The 23,622-nt window shown below is 35.5% G+C and carries 18 protein-coding genes; 8 read left to right on the top strand and 10 right to left on the bottom strand.

Features of this window, described 5'->3' with window-relative positions; translation table 11 throughout:
• Nucleotides 1–113 precede the first annotated feature (113 nt).
• The gene (locus tag IPN41_03540) at nucleotides 114–683 is read left to right on the top strand and encodes a hypothetical protein (protein ID QQS60170.1); all 570 of its coding nucleotides are present in this window, start codon (nucleotides 114–116) and stop codon (nucleotides 681–683) included.
• Nucleotides 684–742: 59 nt separating this feature from the next.
• Here IPN41_03540 and IPN41_03535 read toward each other — a convergent pair whose 3' ends face one another.
• The 6 genes from IPN41_03535 to IPN41_03510 are packed head-to-tail and all read right to left on the bottom strand — an operon-like array spanning nucleotide 743 to nucleotide 4,316.
• Nucleotides 743–949: a DUF2283 domain-containing protein gene (locus IPN41_03535; protein ID QQS60169.1), complete on the bottom strand. Its 207-nt coding sequence runs from the start codon at nucleotides 947–949 to the stop codon at nucleotides 743–745.
• Nucleotide 950: 1 nt separating this feature from the next.
• Nucleotides 951–1,166 carry a hypothetical protein gene (locus IPN41_03530; protein QQS60168.1) on the bottom strand — a complete coding sequence of 72 codons (216 nt, stop codon included), beginning with the start codon at nucleotides 1,164–1,166 and terminating at the stop codon, nucleotides 951–953.
• A gap of 4 nt (nucleotides 1,167–1,170) precedes the next feature.
• Nucleotides 1,171–1,776 (bottom strand): 3D domain-containing protein, encoded by a 606-nt coding sequence (locus IPN41_03525; protein ID QQS60167.1) that lies wholly within the window; start codon nucleotides 1,774–1,776, stop codon nucleotides 1,171–1,173.
• A gap of 5 nt (nucleotides 1,777–1,781) precedes the next feature.
• A complete protein-coding gene (locus tag IPN41_03520; GenBank protein ID QQS60166.1) occupies nucleotides 1,782–2,789 on the bottom strand; it encodes an N-acetylmuramoyl-L-alanine amidase in 1,008 nt (335 codons plus the stop codon).
• Nucleotides 2,782–3,072, bottom strand: a complete 291-nt coding sequence (locus IPN41_03515) for a hypothetical protein (GenBank protein ID QQS60165.1) — start codon at nucleotides 3,070–3,072, stop codon at nucleotides 2,782–2,784. The genes IPN41_03520 and IPN41_03515 overlap by 8 nt, the downstream gene beginning before the upstream one ends.
• 11 nt (nucleotides 3,073–3,083) lie before the next feature.
• On the bottom strand, nucleotides 3,084–4,316 hold the full coding sequence (locus IPN41_03510) for a hypothetical protein (protein QQS60164.1): 1,233 nt from the start codon (nucleotides 4,314–4,316) through the stop codon (nucleotides 3,084–3,086).
• A 107-nt stretch (nucleotides 4,317–4,423) separates the two neighbouring features.
• Between IPN41_03510 and IPN41_03505 the strand changes: the two genes are divergently transcribed.
• Complete coding sequence (locus IPN41_03505) at nucleotides 4,424–4,624, top strand: hypothetical protein (GenBank protein ID QQS60163.1); 201 nt, start codon at nucleotides 4,424–4,426, stop codon at nucleotides 4,622–4,624.
• A gap of 74 nt (nucleotides 4,625–4,698) precedes the next feature.
• Here IPN41_03505 and IPN41_03500 read toward each other — a convergent pair whose 3' ends face one another.
• From IPN41_03500 to IPN41_03485, 4 genes are all read right to left on the bottom strand, one after another.
• Nucleotides 4,699–6,363, bottom strand: coding sequence for an N-acetylmuramoyl-L-alanine amidase (locus tag IPN41_03500; protein ID QQS60162.1), 1,665 nt, complete (start codon nucleotides 6,361–6,363; stop codon nucleotides 4,699–4,701).
• Nucleotides 6,364–6,447: 84 nt separating this feature from the next.
• The gene (locus IPN41_03495; GenBank protein ID QQS60161.1) at nucleotides 6,448–7,713 is read right to left on the bottom strand and encodes a hypothetical protein; all 1,266 of its coding nucleotides are present in this window, start codon (nucleotides 7,711–7,713) and stop codon (nucleotides 6,448–6,450) included.
• Nucleotides 7,714–7,721: 8 nt separating this feature from the next.
• The gene (locus IPN41_03490; GenBank protein ID QQS60160.1) at nucleotides 7,722–8,837 is read right to left on the bottom strand and encodes a hypothetical protein; all 1,116 of its coding nucleotides are present in this window, start codon (nucleotides 8,835–8,837) and stop codon (nucleotides 7,722–7,724) included.
• A gap of 4 nt (nucleotides 8,838–8,841) precedes the next feature.
• A complete protein-coding gene (locus IPN41_03485) occupies nucleotides 8,842–9,576 on the bottom strand; it encodes a DsbA family protein (GenBank protein QQS60159.1) in 735 nt (244 codons plus the stop codon).
• A gap of 102 nt (nucleotides 9,577–9,678) precedes the next feature.
• Here IPN41_03485 and xth point away from each other — a divergent pair, with 102 nt between their 5' ends.
• From xth to IPN41_03455, 6 genes are all read left to right on the top strand, one after another.
• A complete protein-coding gene (xth, locus tag IPN41_03480; GenBank protein QQS60158.1) occupies nucleotides 9,679–10,440 on the top strand; it encodes an exodeoxyribonuclease III in 762 nt (253 codons plus the stop codon).
• A gap of 132 nt (nucleotides 10,441–10,572) precedes the next feature.
• Entirely contained in the window at nucleotides 10,573–10,866 is a 294-nt protein-coding gene (locus IPN41_03475) for a GIY-YIG nuclease family protein (GenBank protein ID QQS60806.1), read from the top strand.
• Nucleotides 10,867–11,110: 244 nt separating this feature from the next.
• Nucleotides 11,111–13,951, top strand: coding sequence for a leucine--tRNA ligase (locus IPN41_03470; GenBank protein ID QQS60157.1), 2,841 nt, complete (start codon nucleotides 11,111–11,113; stop codon nucleotides 13,949–13,951).
• Between the two features lie 79 nt (nucleotides 13,952–14,030).
• A complete protein-coding gene (gene rsmA / locus IPN41_03465) occupies nucleotides 14,031–14,903 on the top strand; it encodes a ribosomal RNA small subunit methyltransferase A (GenBank protein QQS60156.1) in 873 nt (290 codons plus the stop codon).
• A gap of 139 nt (nucleotides 14,904–15,042) precedes the next feature.
• Nucleotides 15,043–15,714 (top strand): hypothetical protein, encoded by a 672-nt coding sequence (locus IPN41_03460; GenBank protein ID QQS60155.1) that lies wholly within the window; start codon nucleotides 15,043–15,045, stop codon nucleotides 15,712–15,714.
• Between the two features lie 13 nt (nucleotides 15,715–15,727).
• Nucleotides 15,728–23,575: a hypothetical protein gene (locus IPN41_03455; protein QQS60154.1), complete on the top strand. Its 7,848-nt coding sequence runs from the start codon at nucleotides 15,728–15,730 to the stop codon at nucleotides 23,573–23,575.
• Nucleotides 23,576–23,622 lie beyond the last annotated feature (47 nt).

Here is a 23,622-nt window from a genome sequence, read left to right as displayed (position 1 = left end):
TTTCAACAGTAATAAAAAACTGCTCAGATTAGAGCAGTTTTTTAGTATTGATGAGGTCTATATATTCTGATATGATGGAGCAATAAAATCTCTCCGGTATTAATTTAATGAATATGAAATTGCCAGAAATTACGTTAGTTGATATTTATAACCAGCTTAATATTATCAATGGTAAATTTGATAGTATTGATGCGAAATTTGACCAAGTTAATATACGATTTGAGCAAATTAATGAAAGATTTGATCAAGTTGATGCTAAATTTGTTCAAATTGATAAAAGATTTGATGAAGTTGATAAGAAATTTGACCAAGTAAATATACGGTTTGAGCAAGCTGACACAAGATTTAATGAGGTTGATGCGAAGTTTGTTCAGTCTGATAACCGCTTTGATGAAATTCTGCATACCATTGCCGAAGTTATGCAGGCTATTCATGAGAAATTTGCTGAATTCAAGAGGGAAGTTAACGAACGTTTTGATAAATTGGAAGCAAGAGTTGGTAGAATCGAGGAGACTATGGTAACTAAAACCGAATTTAATAGATTGGAAGCAAGGGTTGGTAGAATTGAAGAGACTATGGTTATAAAAACTCAATTTGAAGTTTTGGTAGATGTTTTACGAACTAATGGTGTGATGTCTCACTTTGAAGCCAGAAAAGTTTCAAAAGTTCAACCAGCAGTTTAGTATTTTTATACAGAAAAGACTCTAGATTTCCTAGAGTCTTTTATTATAGACAAAATTATTTAACTGCCAAAAGCTTCACTAATTTGTTTTATAGTTTCTACTTTATTAAGCTTTGTCTTAAAACGTGAGGCATCCAATATCTCAACCAGGATTGGCTTCCCAGCCTTTGATAGGTGAACAATAAAATTTCCAAATTCTTTGACACGGGTAATATTTCCCTTACCAATTTCCCAGCTAATAATATTAGCTTCAAGATCGTAATGCATATTATTTGATTGGATAGAAAGTAATAATCTTTTTTACTCCACTCTCTTTTTGATAAACAACTTTGACCCCGTCTTTTTCAGAAGTCAGATACCTGCCAATTTTGCCTCGTTTGTCTGGTGATTGCACGGCTGATTCAACTTGTTCTTTTCTAATATAAACACCGTGGTTATTTAAAATACCAAATTTTTGGTTGGCATACGCGGAAAAATAAATCATACAGTTATTCCTGAGGAATTTTTACATTATAAATACCAGTGGCTTTTTCGGCTTCAGAACAATCATCAAACCAAATATCAAAGCGTCGGCCCTTGATAATACCACCTTTGTCAGTAACGCTATATTTTTTACTATCTATTTCTATTTCACTATTTTTTACAAAACAATCCCAGTCAGCAGCAATATGTCCAATTTCCGGTTTTAAGGTTGAAGCAGTTTGGTGACAATAATCAGTTTCTGATTCTGTGAAGTCTTTGCATCCTTGCCATTGCAAAGAAGAGGATGAACAATTTTTTTCAGTTTCTTTGCCATTAGGACAGGAACAGTTAAGAGCTACCGAGCAAAGAAAGTTTTGACGAGTTTGGAAATCTTCACTTTGTGGTTTACAATATCCGGTGACAAACGCTTCAAAGTGTCCGTCTTTTTTTTCCTGTTCACTAAAGTTTTGACAAGATTTTTTGGCGTAATCATTTCTGATTTCGTCTAAAGGTTTAGTTAAGAGCATTCTGTACATTTTAAAGCGAGAATAATAAGCACCATCTTGGGTGGTGAGGTGGAAGATGGCAAAGGATAATAAACAAAGAAAGATAATTTTTAGGATTTTTTTCATTATAACTATGGTAATATTTTAGATCTAAGTTCATCCATACTAATACATGGACAAGCTTTTCCAACACCAGGTGTTTCGGTATGCCCTAGAACCTTATTTCTTGGTACACTATATTTTTGTTGAAGATTTTTAATAGCTGAAATTAAAGTATCTAGTTGAGCTTGTTTAATAGTCCCTTTACTTACAGCATTACTAAAAGATTGGTTAGTGGGAGGTGGTTCTTGATCACATCCAACATATGAAATCCCGATACCATTGGTGTTATATCCAACAGCATGTGCGCCAACAGCATCTTCCCCTCTACCATCGACCATTGAGCCGTTTCTTTCTATGAAAAGGTTATATCCAATACCCTTCCATCCTTTGCGTTTATGATGAGCGTGTTCTTGATCCCTATTTGCAGTTCCTCCAGTAGTATGAACTATAATATACTCAGTTCGTTGTCTTTTTCCATAATTTCCATCAGGGATTACCTCACCTTTAGATATTAAGCGCTTTTCTTCTACTATTTCCTCTTGAGACATTTCAGGTAGTTCACCGTACGCAATATACTTAATTTTTATTGGCGATAACTCTGTCAAAGCAGGATTAACCATATTCAACACCACATATGATGTTAAGGCAATTAATACTCCCATCAAACTTCCGCCTATCCATTTTTTTGCCTCACTTACACGTTGTTGATTTCCTGCCGCTGTTAGCCAGATTACACCAGCAATCATTAATGTGATTACCGCTAGAATTGCGATAACACTGATTCCATATTGATATAGTGCTTGTATATATTCTGCTAACCAATTATTACTGCACTCAGTACTTGTGCAAATGGCTTTATCGAAATTTAATCCCGGTAGCTTAACACTTAATTTTGGGAAATCAATTGGAGGGCTTATTTTTGGTGTGCTAGCTCCAAGATCTGGAGCTGGATCTTCTTGAGCTTGTACAAAAAAGAGGGGAGATAACAATGCTCCACATAGAATACTTAATAAGACAATTTTTTTTATTTTATTCATTTTTTTTATAGAAAAATACCAGTGCTGTAAGTATAGCAAAAAAAGCAGTGACTGAAAGGATAAGAATATACTTTGGTTTAGTGGTTACACTTTTATCAAGTGAGCAACAACAAATTGATTGATCTGCAAGATACTCTTTACATTGATTATTATTTACTTCCGTATAAATACCTTTTAATGATGAGCAATTCATTTGGCTATCAATAGTAAAACAATCAGCCTTTACAGTCGGTACTAATGTAATATTTAAAGAAAATAATAAACTAAATAATATAACTGACATATTCATAAAAATTAGGGACAGGCACCAAGCGTTACAAGAGCAACGCCGGTTTTAGATAGGGCTGCTTTTTGATCTGCGTCAGACCAAATATCAATTCTTCTTCCTTGTATTTCACCTCCTCTGTCAGTAACGGTAAGTGTAATTTTACCACTCAAGCAGATTTTGTCTCCAAAATTAAAACAATTCCCATCGGCGGCAATATGGCCAATTTGTGGCTCAACTCCTGAAGAAGTTTGATTACAATAAGGTGTTTCTGCTGGGAAGGGACTGCAGTATTTATAATTATGCTTACATACATTTTTATTAGGACCAATCTGTGACGATCCACGGGGGCATGAACACTGCAAGCCCATATTACAAAAAAATTTTTGAGAATTTTCGTACGGGGGTTTATAATATCCTGTTGTAAAAAACTCCACTGGTCCTCCTGAAAAAACTGAACGATTACAACTTTGAGTTTTATAAGTATTAGCACTTTTCCCAACCGTATGACTGATAATACCGTCTTTATCAAATTTTTTCATCAGCTCACTAGCGTCTTGTGAAATTGGTGCCCCGTCTTTTATTTCAGCTATAATTTCATCAAGGTCAATCTTCTCAATATAGCCAATTTGCAGACTCTTCATCACAGTTAGATTTGGATTTACAAGATACAAAATTAGATATGATCCAAAAACAAGAAATAGACCTACTATGCTTCCGCTGATTATTTTTTTTGCTTGTGCAGTTTGACCTTGGTTTCCTCCTGAAGTTAACCAAATAATTCCTCCAATCATTAATACTATAACCGCAATTATTCCCACGATGCCAATAGCGTAACGCTGTAAACCAGCGATGTATTGTCCAAGCCAGGGGATGTTGCAAATATTGCCTTCGGTGCAGGTTATGTTTTCAAGCTTATCCATGTCTGGAATTAATACTGATAATTTTGGTGCGATAAGTCTCTTGTTTTCATCAGAAGCCTTTAGAAATGCTTCAGCACTGAGACATAGCCCATTGTGGGGTTTGTAGTCGTTAGAAAAGGCGAGAAAAGTATACTGACGTCCGCTGCTTTTTAAAGCGAGGCATTCTTCTTTTGTGGTTGTGATGGCTTCAGCTTTGGAAGTATCTTTTAATTGCCAGGCACAACAGCCTTGTTGCGCCTGTGTATTAATTGGGTATATTATAAAAAAATAAACAATTAAAATGGGTATTAATTTGAGAAATTTAATAAATATTGAGGATTTTGAGCTTATTCTTGACATTTTTTTAAAAATATGCTATTATATAATATACATTAAAAATTTAATAAAAAGGGGGAATAATGGAAATGACTAGGTTCCACACTTTTTTTTATAGGGCATCTATAGTAATGTTGGTGATGCTTACTTCAATTTTCCTATGTCTCTTTTTAAGAGCTTTGGAAAAGAAAGAAACTTCAATGGCTTCTGCTCAAAAGGCAACAATTAAAGTTGCTAACATGGCGTATGACGTGGTGAGTGAAGAAGCTTTCTCTAAAGCTTATTTAGAATTTGTTTTAGAGAATGAGCACAAATCGCCGTGCTCAAGATAGAACATAGACCGTTTTTTGATATTAATATATATTATATCAGGAAACGGTTTTTTATTTAAGTTACTTTTTACTTTTTAATATTCTTTGTAATTTCCGTCTTTGTTCTTATTAGCATTAACACCTCCCCAACAATCAGTCTTTATTTCTCTATTTATACAACTTTTTTCCGCTGATATTTCTTTTGGTGGATCGTTTTTTGGATAACAGCACTGTTGTTTCGCTAATAAACGCGGCCAATGATTATGTATATTATAGAGATAGCCTTTATGTTCCTGTATATTATATATTTTTCTCCACTGAGGTAATGAAACAAGTATTGCTTCAATGTCAGTATAAAGAAATACGTTATGTTCCATTATAGTAAGGACAAGTCTTATATCATTCATATTAAGACAAGGACAGGCTTTAGCCCTGGCTGTTTCAAAATGACCGAGAACGTTCTCTGTTGGGATTCCGTATTTTCGCTGAAGGCGTCTAATTTCCTCTATTAAAGAAATAAGTGCTGGTTGGATAATAATTTGATCATCTTCTAATGGTGATTTGAAAGTTTTTACTGATGTATCAAAAGAATCTATAGTCATATAGGCAGCCAGTTCGGGCCTGATGTATCTTCTTTTATCAAATGTTAAGCTATCTTGTTTTATATATTTTATATTTGGGTAGAAAGCTTGAAAAGTATCCCAGCTTTCATCTTTACATCCTGAATATACTATACCGACAGAACGATCATTATAACATTGAGCATGTCCTCCCGAGTAAGCCTCACCTCTGCCGTCCACTATAATTCCTTTACGATCTACGAAGCGATTATAAGCTATACAATCATAATCTCCTGACTTATGAATCGCGTTAGTAACTGCGGCGGTCGCGTTACTGACGGTGGTATGAACAACAATAAATTCAGTGCAATATCTTTTAGGAATTAGTTTTTTTCCGTTCTTCATCTGCACGGTCGGATTACAGAATTCTGTTTGTGAATAATATGACTCGTTTTCATCAGGATCGCCTGGACCAGAATCTCTGTTGCCACTCCCAGAGTTATTTTGGCTATTTTCTTGGTCTTCAACCATCTGATCAAAGACTTCTTCTTCTTCTTTAGTCATTTCAGGCATTTCCAATGATTTATTTTTTATATATTTTAAATCAATCGGTTTGAAACTGATAAGATTTGGATTTATAGAATTAAGAATGAGATAACTAGCAAGGACCAACATAACTCCTAATATTCCGTGTAGGATACGTTTTTTGGCTATATCAATTCTTTCACGATTGCCAGCACTAATGAGCCAGATAACCCCTCCCAACATAAGAGAAATCACCGCCAAGATAGCTATAACTATTATAGAATATTCATAAACGGAGGCAATATAATCAGCCAGCCAGTTATTGGGACAACTTTCCTCGGTGCAAGGGTTATTACGAAAAATTAATCCAGGAATTCTTACTGCCAGAGCTGGTGATTTCAAAGATTCAGAAATAATTTCTTTTTTTGGTTCTTCGGTAACTTCACATTCATTTTCAGGAAGTATGTTAATTCCTCGTGTTTGATTTATGTAGCCTTCACATTGTTCTTTGGTGGTTTTGCTTTTATGAGATCTTCCATTGTCAGGGATTGTATGAGTTTCGCAGCAAATTAATTGAGCATGACTAATATGAGGAATAAGCCACACAGAAAAAATAATGAGTGCTAAACTTGTAATGTTGAATATTTTTTTGGAGGCAGAGGCATAGTTGTTCATAAATGGTTTTTACTGAATTTATTTCAGTAGTGATAATTTGAAATTATAATCTTGATTTTTGGCGTAGGGATTGAAACTTTTAAATCAGGGGCTTATAGAACAACGCCTAGTTGCTTCATTGTATTTACCACCTGCTTCTAAACAAAGAGATTTGCACCATTTCCCATTATAATTTTTAGTTGTTCCACAACTTCTAGAAAATGGAGGATTTTCAAAATGCCAACACTCAGCAAAAAGAATACAAAGACCACTTTGTTTCATACAATCTTGTAATATACTTTGAATTTTTGCATCTTTGCAACTACCCGCTTCCCCTTTCCAGCAACCCCAGGCATCAAAAGCAACGCCACTCGTATGTGGGCAGTTTCCATTATAAGGGTTACAGGCATTTTTAGAGTCTTTAGCATATTCCGCTTTTTGCATTTCACGAGTTCTTGAAGCACTTGAGACACGAATTATATATTTTTCATTTTTATTTTTCATACATTGAGCCGCTTTTTTTAAAGTATTAATAGCGTCTGGGCAAGCTGTTTGACCGGATTGATCCAAAATACCTAGTCCATTAACATCATTAGGAACTCTTATTCGTTCAGACACCTTGCAGGTTTTGCCACTAGCGCCAATTAAAACATCATCAACAATATTCAAAGGTTCAGCAGCTAATCCATGATTATGGTCTGCGTCTTCGATTTCTTCAAGTGGTATATTGGTTATGTACGAGACATTAATCGGCTTCAAAATCGTTAGATTAGGGTTTACAATAAACAAGATCATATATGAGCAGAGTGTAAAAACAACACCAAGAATACTGCTTTTTATATAGGTATTACCTTGACTAATTTGTGAATGGTTTCCACCAGCGGTTAAGCGAATCACCCCGCCAATCATCATAACAATAACGGATAAAATACCAACAATACCGATCCCATAGTCATAGATAGCCCCAATGTATTCGCCGATCCAAGGGAATGCACAAGGAGCTTCAGGGTCATCACAAGTAACATCAGAAAATTTTCCAAAACCAGGTATTGAAACTTGAAGCTTTGGGGGAATTGGTTTTGATGGTTTAGCTTCTCCTGTTGTTCCTGACGCATCTTCACAGCTATTTTTATCTTCACTTGCTTGTTTACCTTCTTCAAATGTAACTTCTGAATTTGGTCCTTTTTGTTTTTCGCAATCCTCGCTCTCCATCGTTAGATATACGACCTCACTTGCGGATATTTCAAAAGCTCCAGTCTCCTTCATTACTTTACAACAACCTGAAGCAGCTTGTGCTTGATGTTGTTTTCCTTGAAATATAAATAAAAAAAATAGTATTATGAAAAAAAATAATTTTTTAGAAATTTTCATACGGGGGGTTAATTCTCTGATTGATTTTTTAGTTTTAGCTTCTCAAAACATTCTGCCGCGGAGCTACAAATAAGGTTCCCTGTACAATCAGAAACAGCTTCACATTTTTGACCACGATAATGATCAGCATCAATATCATCTGTAAATAGGTTATATCCTGGAATAAAGTTAGATAGAGCACTAGTAGCATTTCCATCACATGACTTTTCAGTTAATTCTTGGATACAAATTTGGTCATCGCCCCATGGCCATTCAAAAAGTCCAATTTGTGTACCTATATCAAGAAGGCAGCAACCAGTAGTCTTGACACAGGTATTATTTTCAGCAATCCATCCACCATTAGAATATGGTTTGCACTCAACTTTTTTATATTTATTAGGATTATTAACTTCAACTTCATTGGCAGCTAACTCTTCACAGGCTTTTCGGGTAATATTTTGGGATGTAGTCGTATCATCCTGTGCAGTTTTTAAAGCACAAACTTCTTCTAATTCATCCAAGCTAATATTCTGTATTTTAGTAACCGGTGTTATTTTCAGATTTACTAAATTTGTATTCACCATTGATAAAATAACAAAAGACCCAAGGGTTAGTATTAGACCCATTAAACCACCGCCAATCATTTTCTTTGCTGAACCAATTTGTTCTTGATTGCCGGCGGCAGTGACCCACATAATTCCCGCAAGCATTAAGACAATGGCGGCAATAATTCCAATAACACCAGTTGAATATTTAAAGATTGCAACAATATAGTTTGCTAGGGCAGATGTGCTTTCATCAATTCCAACCTCTTGCCCGGCAGTGTATTTGGTATCTGGGATACTTACTCTTGGTACAAAGGGAATTGGTTTGTCGAGCTTTTCTGCCTTGGTAGCAATTTTTTTGTCACATTTATTGGCATTGGCAAAGTAATCCGGCATAAATCTCACGGTCCATGGCCCTTGTTGTCCAGTTAAGTCACAAGCAGCTTTGTCTGAATCCATGGTTGTGATTCTATTTGGGGCGGCAATTTCAGTTTTTTCACAGCAACCAACTTTTTTATCATTTTGAGCATAGCTATTAGTTGTGCTTGATAATAGTAAGCTGAAAAAAATTGTAATAAAAAAAATGTGACGCTTGGACATATTTCTATTTAAGATAGGGGCTAATTATTTTTTCTAAATCAGTTACTGACAATGCTCCTTCAATTTTTGACCCATTGATAAACCAAGTTGGTGTTCCGGATACGCCAAGAATTTCTGAGTCAATAAAATTCTTCTTTATTTGGGGTAAATATTTTTGAGAGTCAAAGCAAGTTTGAAAATCTTGATTATAAATTCCTAATTGTTGAGCTAAAGTGGCTAACTGATTTTTATCTGCCCCAAAAGTTTCTGATTGATTTTGAAATAATTTATCATGCATTTCCCAAAATTTTCCTTGTTCCCCAGCACAGTAAGCTGCTAAGGCTAGGGATAGTGAAAATTCATGCCCAGGCCAATCACGGAAAATAATTTTTACGTTTTCTTGGTTTTTTAAACCAATTTCTCTAATAGCTGGAAAAGATGCTTTACAAAAGGGACAGGCAAAATCTGAAAATTCAACAATGGTTACTTTTGGATTTGTGGCGCCAAAACTTGGGTTATTTTCACCTTCAATTAGTTTTCTTGTTTTTTCATCGTAGGTTTGAGTATTTGCTGTTTGGTTTGTTGAGGGGACGGTGAAACTATAATCATTATTCTGAATTTTTTGACTACGAATCAGAATATCTGCAACAAAACCAACAATAAGCAGAGTCACAAATAATGAAATAGGAATGATAACCAGAGAAAGGATAATATTGCGAAGGCGATGGCCAGAGTGATGAGTTATTATATCTTTGGGCATATTGCGAGGATGTATGGACTACCTTATAATTATATCATACAAATGACTATGTTTGATTAGGACAATCTATCTCAAATAGAATGTATAATTTTATATTATTGTATGAAACTTATTTCTTGGAATGTGAATGGAATTAGAGCCTGTGTCAGAAATGGTTTTGGTGATTTTTTAAAAAAAACTAAACCTGATATTTTAGGTATTCAAGAAATAAAGATTGATCATGAAAGTCGGCTCAAAGAGGAGTTTGATTTTAAAGGCTATGAAGAAACCTGGAATCCGGCTAAGCGACCTGGGTATAGTGGTACAGCAATTTTATCTAAAATGATACCACTGTCGCTACAAGAGGGAATTGGGATAAGCGAATTTGATGATGAGGGTCGTGTCCAAACTTTTGAAATGCCAAAATTTTATTTTATTAATACTTATTTTCCAAATTCTCAACCAACGCTTGCTCGTTTGGACTATAAGTCTCGTTTTAATAAAGCACTATTAGCGTATATAAAAAAGTTAGAAAAGAAAAAGCCAGTGATTATTTGTGGAGATTTTAATGTTGCCAGAGAAGAAATTGATTTAGCAAGACCAAAAGAAAATCACGAATCAGCCGGTTTTACTGATGAGGAGCGAAAATGGGGGAGAAAATATATTGAGGCCGGACTGGTTGATACCTATCGTCAGCTTAATGGTGACAAGGTACAATATTCTTGGTGGACCTATCGTTTTGGTGCTCGTTCTCGCAATGTTGGCTGGCGGATTGACTATTTCTTGGTATCAGCTAAGATTAGCAAACATGTAAAAAAAGCCTTTATTTTAGATTCTATAATGGGCTCTGATCATTGTCCGGTGGGAATTGAGATTGATATATAGGTATTGTCATCTCCGACTTTCCTGTTATTGTCCTCTTATAATGTCATCCCCGCGAAGGCGGGGATCTGGTGAATATAAGGAGCAATTGATCAATAAAGTATGCTAAAGTAAATATAATATGATAGGAGGGAAATCATATTTTGTTTATATTCTAACAACAAGAAACATTCTGTTTTTTATGTTGGTATTACTCATAGTCTTTTAAATAGAATATATGAACATAAGCAAGGACTTATTGAAGGATTTACAAAACAATATAATGTCAATAAGCTAGTTTATTATGAGATCTTTGATGATCCTAAAGTTGCGATTTTACGAGAAAAAAGGTTAAAGAGATGGAATCGTGAATGGAAGGTGAGTAGAATAAGTCATTTTAATGAAGACTGGAGAGATCTATATTCAGATATTGTTAAGGAGTACAGATGATGACGAGATCCCCGACCAAGTCGGGGATGACAGTAAGAAATAATATGTGTTCTGAAAAAGAACTAGGTCCCCGCCTTCGCGGGGATGACAGTAAGAAATAATATGTGTTCTGAAAAAGAACTAGGTCCCCGACCAAGTCGGGGATGACAATTAAAAAGACAAATTCTCAGTGTAACGACGAGATCCCCGCCTTCGCGGGGATGACAATGGAGAAAGCGGGGATGACATTAAAAAAAATATTACTATGGAATATAACCACTCAACAATTGAAAAAAAATGGCAGAAGGTTTGGCAAGACCTTAATCTTTATCGTACTCGAGAAAATCCAGATGCTGAAAAATTTTATATTTTGGATATGTTCCCTTATCCTTCAGGCGAGGGCTTACATGTTGGACATCCAAAAGGTTATATTGCCACTGACGTCATTGCTCGAAAAAAATTAATGGAAGGGAAAAATGTTTTGCATCCAATGGGTTCAGATGCGTTTGGGCTACCCGCAGAAAACTATGCTTTGAAACATAAAGTTCATCCAGCCATAGCCGTCAAAGAAAATATTCAACGCTTTAAAGATCAGTTAGTGAAAATTGGATTTACCTATGATTGGGAACGTGAAGTTTCTACTATTGACCCACATTTTTACAAATGGACACAATGGATTTTTTTGCAAATGTTTCATAAAGGTCTGGCTTATGAATCTTTTGAGCCAATTAATTGGTGTCCATCTTGTAAAACAGGGTTAGCTAACGAAGATGTTGAAGATGGTCGATGTGAACGGTGTGGGACAGTTGTTGAAAAAAAGCCTTTGCGTCAGTGGGTCTTGCGAATTACAGATTATGCAGAAAGATTACTTGAAGACTTAGAAGCTCTTGATTGGCCTGAAGCAATTAAAGAATCACAGCGTCATTGGATTGGAAAAAGTGAAGGGGCGGAAATAGATTTTTCGGTTACAAATTCAGAACAAAAAATTACCGTCTTCACCACCAGGCCAGATACGTTATACGGAGTTACGTATATTGTGATAGCTCCTGAACATAAACTGGTGCAAGATTTACTTTCTCAAGTAAATAATAAAGAAGAAGTTGAGCGCTATATTGAGGCTATTCGTAATAAACCAGATATTGAACGCACGGCCGAAGGCAAAGAAAAAAGTGGTGTGGTATTAGAAGGAGTTTCTGTTATTCATCCTTTAACAAAAAAAGAAATTCCTGTCTGGGTTGCGGATTATGTTTTAGTAGATTATGGCTCTGGAGCCGTTATGGCAGTCCCGGCTCATGATGACCGAGATTATGAATTTGCTAAAAAGTATCATTTACCAATGATTGATGTGATAATTCCCGGAGTGATTGATCATAATAATCCACCTCAAGAGGGTAAAAAGACTGTAGCCAGAAGAACAATTCATGCCTTAGTTCAAGATCCAAAAACTAAAAAGTTTTTATTATTACAATGGAAAGAATTTCCTTGGCGAAATTTTGTGGTCGGAGGCGTTGAAGAGGATGAAGATATTATTGAAGCAGCTCGACGAGAAGTTAGGGAAGAGACAGGCTACACTGATTTAAAATTTGTAAAAATCTTAGGTGGTCCGGTTCAAGGGCAATATTTTGCAGCTCATAAAAATGAAAACCGCATTGCCTATACTTCTGCTATTCATTTTGAGTTAACTAATAGTACTCCGGAGCAAGTTTCTGAAATTGAAAAAAATAAATATGATATTGAGTGGGTTTCACTTGACCATATGAATGAAGCTAATATGGTCTGTGCTGAACTGGATATTTGGAAACAACGTTTAGTTTCTGACACTGCATTTACTGCTGATGGTATTATGTTTAATTCGGAGAAATTTTCTGGTGAACTTTCTGAATCTACAAAGCAAGCAATTACCAAAAAGGCTGGTGGCAGATGGGTAACAAAGTATAAATTACGGGATTGGATATTTTCAAGACAACGGTATTGGGGTGAACCAATCCCTTTGATTCATTGTGAAAAGTGTGGAGTAGTAGGCGTATCAGAAAAAGATTTACCAGTTTTGTTACCAGAGGTTGAGTCATATGAGCCAACTGGAACCGGTGAATCTCCTTTAGCCTCAATTTTGGATTGGGTTAACACTACTTGCCCGAAATGTGGAGGAAAGGGAAAGCGGGAGACAAATACTATGCCTCAATGGGCAGGATCAAGTTGGTATTTTTTACGCTACATTGACCCAAATAATCATGAAAAATTAGTTGATCAGGTAAAAGAAAAATACTGGTCTCCAGTGGATTTGTATATTGGAGGCGCTGAGCATGCAACCCGACATCTCATTTATGCTCGTTTTTGGTATAAATTTTTATATGACATTAAAGTAGTTTCCTATTCCGAGCCATTTAAAAAGTACTCAAATTTAGGCTTAATTATGGGTGAAGATGGCCGAAAAATGAGTAAACGATGGGGGAATGTGGTTAATCCTGATGAAATGATTGAGAGCTATGGCGCTGATGCTTTTAGAATTTATGAGATGTTTATGGGGCCATTTACTCAATCAGCTAATTTTAATGAAAATGGTGTTTCAGGAGCTCATACCTTTTTACGTCGGGTTTGGCAATTACAAGACAAAATTGGCGTTGATACACAAGATAAAAAACTTAATAATCTACTTCATAAAACAATTAAAAAGGTAAGTGACGATATTGATAATCTGCGTTTTAATACCGCTATTTCAAGTTTAATGATTTTTGTTAATGCTTTGGCTGATTCCAAGGGTATTAATAAAGAAACATACAATATTCTACTTCAATTACTTGCTCCGTTTGCCCCTCATATTTGTGATGAATTATGGCACCACGTAAATAGTTTGACTGAAGATTCTATTTTTGTTTCAAGTTGGCCAGAGTATGATTCAGAATTATTACAAGATGAAGTAATTACTATTGCTGTTCAAGTGAATGGAAAGTTACGCGATACGTTTGAAATAAGCAGTGATGTTTCAGAAGATGAAATAAAAAACACAGCTCTCTCACAAGAAAAAATTCAGCAATGGATAACGGGTAAAGAAATTGTAAAAGTGATTATGGTGAAAGGGAAGTTGGTGAGTGTTGTGGTTAATTAAAAAATTTTACAGTTACTTTAATCTAGATCCCCGCCTTCGCCTGCCTGCCGGTAGGCAGGCGGGGATGACAGAATCGAATATGACCATTTTTGATCAAACAAAAAATCTTTGTAGTCAATATCACATCACCCCTTCACGTAGTAAAGGACAAAATTTTTTAATTGATGAAAGTGCGTATAATGAAATGATCTTGGCTGCAAACTTACAAGGTGATGAAATAGTTTTAGAAGTTGGACCTGGTCTTGGTTTTTTAACAGAGCGTCTGGCAGGTTGTGCACAAAAAGTGATCGCTGTAGAATTGGATGATACAATTGCCCGGGTTTTAAAAAAAATAATTATAGAAAAAAAATTTTCAAATGTAGAAATATTTAATCAAGAGATTTTAAATTTTACTGAGAGCTGGGTGCAAGCTATACAAGATAAAAATCAACTCGTTGTTGTAGCGAATCTGCCTTACAATATTAGCTCATTTTTTTTACGTAAATTTATTTCCGGTAATGAAGGAAATATACTTCCAAGGCGTTTAACCTTAATGTTACAAAAAGAAGTTGGCGAACGATTGGTTGCAGAAGCAGGCGAGATGAGTATCTTGGCAGTGGCAGTGCAATTTTATTCTGAACCAAAAATAATTTCTCTAGTTCCGGCTACTAGTTTTTGGCCAGCTCCAAAAGTTGGAAGTGCCATTGTTAATTTTCAAAGAAATAATACTCATCTAAAGACATTACAATCACTTCAAATAACCGAGAAAGAATTTTTTAGACTTGTAAAAATAGGTTTTAGTGCTAGACGAAAGATGCTTAAAGCAAATGTAGCAGCCGGCCTTCAATTACCGATAGATAAGGTTATTGATGCGTTATTGCAAGCTGGGATTACCGAAAAAGCTAGGGCTCAAGAATTAACCATAGAAAATTGGCTTAAACTTATTGCCCTTGTAAAGGGGATCGTGGTATAATATAGGTATAATTATAGCTGTGAATATAATTTAGTATTTGGCTAATTCATATATTTTTAGCTAGAATCATTATATCTCAATGTTTTAGTTTATAATGAAAAAGAAAGATATTGAATTGTAATGTTTTGAAAAATTTTCTATGAGTTTATCTAATCGTATCGCTAATAATTTAGGACTTGATAATTTTGACAGACGACATAAAATTGGTTTCTTATTATTGATAGTGGCTGTGGTGTCTATTACTAGTTTGTGGGTTATTCAACTTCGAAGAAATATTATTTCACCGTTATATGGTGATTCACAGACTGAGTCAGTAGCTTCAAACCAACCAACCCAAAGTGAAATTGATTTAAGAGCTAAAGATACTGATAGTGATGGACTTAATGATTGGGATGAATTAAATTTATATAAAACTTCTCCATATTTAAATGATACTGACAGTGATACTTTTTCTGATAAACAAGAAATTGATAGTGGTAATGATCCAACTTGTCCGCAGGGACAAACGTGTACGTCTGTCAGTCAGATTACAACACCAGAAACTGATACAACATTTTCCAACTCATCTTTAGAAAATTTGTTGAATAGTGCAGTGACTCAGACAGCAACAATCTCTCCGACTGCCTCACCGGCAACAGATACTAAACAATTAACAGCTGAAGAAAAAAAAGCTTTACAAGATGCTCTTGGTACAAATCCTAAAGCAACCGACTTACGACAATTTTTATTACAAGCTGGTATGAACCAAAAAACCTTAGACGGATTATCGGATGAACAAATTGTAGAAACATTTAATGAGATGATACAATGAGCATTTTAGTTTTATGAAAAGAAGTTTTTTCTCTCCTAGAAATTTTATTGTCACAATCATTGGTTTGCTAATGGTTGGTTTTCTTTTTTTATCATACAAAGAAGTTGACGCTCAAGGTGTTCCAACGATAACTCTTGAGGCTGAATCTGTTCCCGCTGCAAGGGCAGAAATAAAAAAACAAATTGATGAAATTAAATTAGAAGTTAAGACCACTATTTGGAATACAATTTTAAAAGCTGCTCGAACTAGTTTTTTAAATTCTTTACGAAGCTTAGTAAATCAGTTTGCTTATGATACAGCAACCTATATTGGTTCCGGTGGTAAAGGTCAAAAGCCAGTTTATTTTACCAAAGAATTTGGGCCTTGGTTACAAGAACAGGGAGCTAATGTTGGTGGACAATTTATTGAAGAGTTTGCAAAGACTGACGAAGGGTCATTTATAAAAAAATATGATATCTGTTCACCTGATTTGTCAGTAAGCATAAGAATTGCTCTTGGCTTAACAGATTATGCTAGTAAAAGTAGAGGCCTTAGCCAATCACGATGTAATTTAAAACAAATTTATGAAAATGGGCGAGATCAAGTAGAATTATATAGAGATCCTGAGTATTTAAAAAACCTTGCCTTAACGGCTTTTGATCCATCCACTACTGATGTTGGCGCAGCCTTAACTCTTAATGACGAAATCGGATACAGGGTTCGGAGAGAAAAAGAAGGTTTAGAATTACAACGCCGTGAAGATAATGGTTGGATCTCACCTAAAGGTATAATTTCCAATCAAAGAACCGCTCCACCTGGGATTTGGGAACTTAAATTAAAAGAAGCTAAAGATTTACAAGTAGGAACTTTTTTTGAGCGAACCGGAGATGTTTTTGTTGATGCCGTTAATATTTTTCTTAACCAGCTAGCCTTAACAGCTTTTAATAAACTAATCGAAAATCTATCAAAAAATACTAGTAGCTCTTCATCGTCATCGAGTAATTACTATAGTCAAGGAGGTACCGGAGGAATTATTGAGGTTGCCAAGCAAAACAGCAGTATTCTACAGGCACGTTTTAATGAACGAGCAGATTATAATGTTTTATCTAAGCTAAGTGCTTGTAGAGATGAGGAGAATCCTAGTCCAACAGAATGTGTAATTAATCAACAGTTTGCACAAGCAATTGAGCAAAATTTAACTGTTGCTGAGGCTATCCAAAAAGGTTTATTAGATGGAAATGCTCGCGTTGGTTATAATACAAGAGGAGATGTCATGAGCTATAAAGAAGGATATCCATATCGATCTTTGATCATTCTTCGTAAATATCGGGTTTTGCCCGTTGGTTGGGAAGTTGCTGCTCAATATATAAGAGGTCATAGTGAACAAACAAAAGATGTTACTCTATCAGATCTAGTAGCATGCTTTAGCGATGATAAATCATACCCTGGATTAGATGAAGAGTGGTGTCGTGGTCTTGTTGATCCACACTGGGTTTTAAAATTACCAAAAATGTTTTGTGGTATGGAAGGTTATGGTTCTCAAATTCTTGGGGCTACTGTCTATAAAAATTCCAATCTATCTACGCCTGATAATTTAGAAGTATCGGTTACGAGAAATAGTGATTACTGTGCTGATGAACAGTCATGTATAAAAGAGAATAGTAATGGAACCTGTGCTTTATTTGGTTACTGCACACAAGAAAAACGTCGTTGGATTTTTAGTCAAAATCCAAATAATAGTTGCGAAGCTCGAAATAATACCTGTCAGACATTTAAAAATGAATCAGGTCAAGAAGCAGCTTTTCTAGAAAATACTTTGGACTATAATTTTTGTGATGCGGGGCAAGTTGGTTGTAAACAATATGCTATCTCAGGTCCATATGACAAAGAAACAAAAAAAATTGGTTGGGATGCAGATGCTAAACAAGTATATTTTAATAAGAATGTTTCTGCTTGTGGAATCTCCGGTGAAGGTTGTCATCAATATATAAGAACTAAAGATAACCTAGACACTAACCTCATTGGAGATGCTAGTTTTGAAGATAGCAAGTGTAATGATAGTGAAGGTGGTGAGTTATATGATGGTGAATGTCAAATTTATGAAGTAAATCCTGGACCTGGCGACCCTGGTTTATATAATCTGCCTGCTCTTCCTCCGCCATATGATGGTAATGACCGTTGGTATATTTTAGTTAATGATGGTCTGGTTAAGGCCGGAATAGTGCAGACAGAAGTTGATGATGGCACACAAAGTTTATATATTGAAGGATCGGGGACTTTATTTAGTAATCCAGTGGGTCCGGGTATTACTCCCCATAGTTTTTTGCCAGAAAACTTTCAATTTGAACCAGGTCATTATTATACGTTGTCAGCGCGTGTTTTCCCAAAAACAAGCGCAGCTTTTGCAGGCTTTGGTTTGCTAGGTGCAAACCATGTTGACTCAACAGTATTGAATCAATGGCAGACTTTGGTTGTTACTTTCTATTATCCATTTGGAACAATAACTGATAACCGAATTTTTGTCGGAAGTAGAGGTGGTATTGTGTATGTTGATAGTGTTAAATTAACTGCTGGCCGAGCAAGCACAACGTATAACGATTACGGATCAAGGAATGTAATTAATCAAAAAATATTACCAACCTACTTAGAAGATACTTGTTATCAATTCAATGTTCGAGTTCCATACCGCTTAAAGACTGATGCACCTGAGGAATGTTTTAAATTTGCAAAAAAATGTAATGCTAATGAAGTCGGTTGTGAATTATTTACTTCACTTGATACTGGTATTGCGGTGACAGCTAAAACGACTGCTCAAGACAGTTGTCCCGGAACTTGTGTTGGTTATAATACGTATGTTCAGCAGGCTAATGCCTTTAATGCTAAGCAGGCTGTAAATCTTATTCCCGCTACTGCAAAAACTTGTGGTGCACAGGCTGTTGGTTGCACGGCCTTTACCAATCTAGATAAGTTGAGTCAAGGTGGTGAAGCCATTGAGTATTACAGTGCTATGCGAAAATGTATTAAGCCTGACGCATCCCGATGTTTGCCTTTTTATACCTGGGAGGGATCTGATGAATCTGGTTATCAACTTAAGGTCTATTCATTACAAAGAGATCCAGGTAGTCGTGGCGAAGAGCCATTAAGCACACTTCCAGCTACTGAAGAAGCTTTGTTGTGTAATGCTTCTATTTATCAAAAACTACCATCTGAACCTGGATATAACTATGATTGTCGTCAGTTCTATGCTCAGGATGGAACAGTTTCCTATCATTTATATCAAAAAACAATTAGTTGCTCTGATGATTGTCATCCATACCGCCGTGAATTAAATACGGCCAGTTCTTGTTTAGCCGGTAATGGTGAATGGGACGCTACCCAGAGTCGTTGCTTATATTATGCAATCCCTGGTGAAGGCACAACTTGTGCTGCTGTTGATGCTGGTTGTCAAGAGTATACAGGTAATATTGCCAGTAACACTAGAAATATTTTTACGGTTAGTACCTTTGAAGATAATGATAATGCTTATGAAGGTTGGGAAGATAGACGTGAACTAGTTCGAACCAATACCGCACTAAATCTTGGTGGGCACTCTTTGCTTGGAAATACCTTTACGAAATTAGTTGGTGAAGGAGTAAAAAGAAATAAATCATATACTGTGAGCTTCTTGGCTCGTGCTAGTGTTCCAACAGCAATATCTAATATTGAATTATTTAATGGCGCAAGGCCTCTTCCAGACCGAGCAATTTTCTCAACCTCTGGAACAAATATTACAACTGATTGGAAACTTTATTCATTTAACCTTACTACACTTGATCATGAAGTAACTTCAATTCCTCGTCCTTCAAATTTGAATAATATTGGTGAGAAATTAAAATTAAGTTTTGCTAATGAAGTCTTTATTGATAACATCAGATTAACCGAGGTTCCAAATCGTTTTTATTTAATTAGTAATTCTTGGACTATACCAGATGAATGTGATGAAGATTTGAATGGTTCTTTTGCTCCTGGTTACATGCTTGGTTGTAGTCAATATAAAAATGCTGATTCAACTACTGTTAACCTACATAGCTTTACAGATTTATGTGACGATGTTTCAGCTGGCTGTGAAGCACTTATAGACACCTTTAACTCAACTGAATATAAAGCAAAAATTGTTAATGATGATAATGATAACAAAGCTTGTGATCCTAATGAAAAGAGCTGTATTTACACCCCAGCTGATAAAATTGTTTATGCTATCTATGATCGAACTAAGCAATGTGAAGTTGCGAATAAAGGTTGTCAGCGAATGGGACTTGCATCAACGTATGATACAGATATTAGCTTTTCCGATATCTATATAAACAACAATCCTGATCGTTATGGAACTGTTGCTTGTAAGGCGGAAGCTGTTGGTTGTAGTAAGTGGACAAGTCTTGATGGTGATACCTATTTCAAAGATCCAGGAAAAGAAGTTTGTGAATGGCGTTTGAAGACCGGCACCACTAATCAATATGAGTGGTACAAGAAAGATGTAAAACGTTGCGATGGAAACGGTTCAATTTGTGCTTCAGATAGTGATTGTGTCTCTAGACAAAAATGTACAGATGCTCCATGCGATTCCTCATATGATAAGACTATTGGGATTGGTGGAGTAGTAAATGCTGTTAAGCAACCTACTATTGATAGTAACGGTAGACATTGGGCAGGGCTATGTCAGGCCGAACAAGCAGATTGTACAGAATATATAGATCCAACTTCAAAGTTTAATGAGAACTTAATCGTTAATCCAGGTTTTAAACAGCGAGATATAACTTCAAATATTATTGAAGGCTGGACTTGGACTCAAGGAAGTGATGAAGCATCTCAATTTATTTCTTTGACTCCTCAAACTTTATATATTTTGAAGGGTTCTTTATTGGAATCTGCTTCCCGAATGAGAGTAAAGCTTTCTTGCCCAGCCCCAGGTATGAAGGTGCTTGATGAAAATAATAATTTTATTGATAAAACAACTATTGATTATAATAGTGACCATCATTCAAGTGCTCAATTCTATCTTTCACGCACTAATTATAGAAATCTCGTAACCTGTAAACTAACAATAAATAAGCCTGGCTTAGGTCCCAATCCAAATGATTCAGTTTATTTGCTGAAAGCTAATGTTGATTATCAAATAGCAAAAAATCTAGATAGAGTTTCACATAATAATCTTGTTAATTTTGATAAAGGAGCTGTCTTATTTAACGAACGATCTCAAAATGGCAAGGACAAGAGTCGTTTAATATTTAATGCCGATGTAACATATGATACAACTATAGATGGAGCTCCTCCAAGCACAAGTCCTATTAAGAATGCTAACGTTTTACTCAAAGTGCAGCCAGATCGTGTTTGTTCAAAATGGCTTGATTGTTTAAGCTATATTCCAGATGCAAATAATCCTAATAAAAAAACTTGTTTGGATATTGGAGAGTGTGAAGCTTTTGCAGCTGATGGAAGCTGTGCGGCAAGAGTGTCTAATAAAAGACAAAATTTTAGTAATGCAGTAGAATCTATTTTAAATACTACGGGGTATAGTAAGGTTGGATATAGAGATGGTTTATATAACTCATTATCAGATTATTATCATCTTTCAGCGATGTCTCAGGTTGGTGAGACTGTTGATGTTCTTAATAATAGTTTTGAAATTGATAATGATAATCATTGGGCATTAAATGCAAGCACGATTATTTTCAATCCAAATGAATTATCTAAGTTGAGTTTAAATTCACTATATAAGTTGAGTAATCAGCAAAGAGATGTTAAATATTTAGTTCCTGACGGTAAAAATATTTTGGAATTAAAGCCTGATGATCCTCGGCCACCTATTGTTATTGAAGCAGAGTCGAAAGTACCAATGACATTTCAAGTTAATAAACGATATGTTTTAACTTTTTACTCCTATGGAAGAGGTGGTAGTCTTGATGTCGGTTTGCGTTCAGGTACAAATAATCCTGTTGATTACATATTAAAAATTTCCAAAACTGACAAGCCACATCAGTGGGTTAAGCGTTCAATTGGGTTTAAAGCAACATCCTCTACATATACCTTAGTTTTTGATAACGGAGATATTGAATCATTTATTGATGATATTAAAATTGAAAGCTCGCTTAATATTCGCTGTTCAGATTCAGGTGCTGATCCAAGTGATTGTATTATTCCAATAAATTTAATTAATCCTCAACCTCAATATGTTGGACCAAGTTGTCGTTTATTTCCAACGGAAAATGCTTTGTCGTGTAATCATACTGATGAAACTAACATTACTACAAAGGGTCTAAAAGGTTATTGTCTTGAAACTGATCCTCGTAATCCAGCTGTCTGTTTACTCTGGTATCCGGTTGATCGTATAGCGAGCGATCCAATGGAAGAAGGTGGGGGGATAAACTTTAATGGCAAGAGTGTTTATTATTGTTTAGATGCTAAGGATCAATGTTCAGCAGCGACGCCTCAGTTATATTGTAATGAATTTGTTAAGGTTGATACAGATAAATATTGGGCCGCTCGTTTAGATGAAAATTCTCCCCTAAAACTGCCAGATACAACTTTCCCCGAATCACCATTTTTCTATCCATCAAGCACGAGAAAAATTGACTTTGGGGGTGATATAGGAGCTGTTAATATTCCTCACATTCCAAGAAGAGCGGCCGATAATTATTATGGTTCGTATATTACCACTACTGCCACTCCAGGAATAAAACAGATTGTTAAAGTTACACCTGCCCCTTCACCATATTTTATTACTTCATTTTTGCCCTATTCTGGAAGTATTACATCACAAAAGTGTACAGAAAACGGCCAACCATTTTATTTTACACCTACAGATTATTCCCCTGGTCGCTGGGACTGTGCGTGGGGTTCGTGTACAAATACCCCTAACTCTTATTGGAAAGGAGCAACAGACAATGGTGCACACTCTTCAGATATTCCATTTCAATGGGATACCTGTGTCCCTCGTGTAGCTATTACTTTAGATTATGATGGAAATGGTTGCGGCTCAAATTGCTTTCCGTCTAATATTGACGATGAAGGAAACGTTTTTGGTTGGAAGTTGTGTAGTGGATTTACCGAAGGATTAAGTTCTTATCGCTGTGATACTTATGGGACCGCTGCTAATAATCCTAAAATATGCAATACACGTCAAGTAACACCTAGAAATTGGGTGCTTGAGGCTGATAATGTTGGAAGTTCTTCTGACGATGTTGGCTGTGTTGCATATTGTTATAATCGAGCAAAAGAAGTAAGTGTCACTAAACCAAAAACTGGAGGAGGAAATTATGCTTTGGATGTAATCAAACGACTTTTTCCTCGCCTAACGTCTTGGTATCAATATACTTGGAATGGAACTTCATATGGTTCTCCTTCAATATTACCTTCTCTACCTATCAGCGAGTGCTTTGATGGTACTCGTCCAAGTATCGATGGCACTAGAGATAGTGATTACTGTTATATCAAACCTAAAATTTTTGATTATATGATTGAGGGGGAAACATCCACAATTATTGTGAATGGTAGGCAAACTGTTACGTTGGCTTTTTCGACAAAAACTGACCCAGAACAAAAACCTCTAAAAGATATATATATTTCTTTGGGTTATAATAAATCTAATCAAGTACCTCTAACTTATGATCGAACAAACCAAAATTTTGCAGATATTAATCCCCGCTATTTTAGTCATTTATATGATTATACTCAAATAGATAAAGACGCAAATGGAGCATTCTATAGCGATGACCGAACTGTATGTGAAGGTGCAGATTCATGTTATATTCTTACGCCTCAAATTAGAATTATTGATAATTGGGGTTATGATGATGAGTTAAATGATGATGAAAAGATTAAGATTATGGTAAAACAACTCCCATAATTTGACGGACTTAAGTTTATTTGGTATTGATACATAATAAAAGTTAA

It is taken from the genome of Candidatus Falkowbacteria bacterium, assembly GCA_016699775.1.
Lineage (GTDB): Bacteria > Patescibacteriota > Patescibacteriia > Patescibacteriales > Patescibacteriaceae > Patescibacterium > Patescibacterium danicum.
This window is presented reverse-complemented; position numbering and strand designations above follow the sequence as displayed.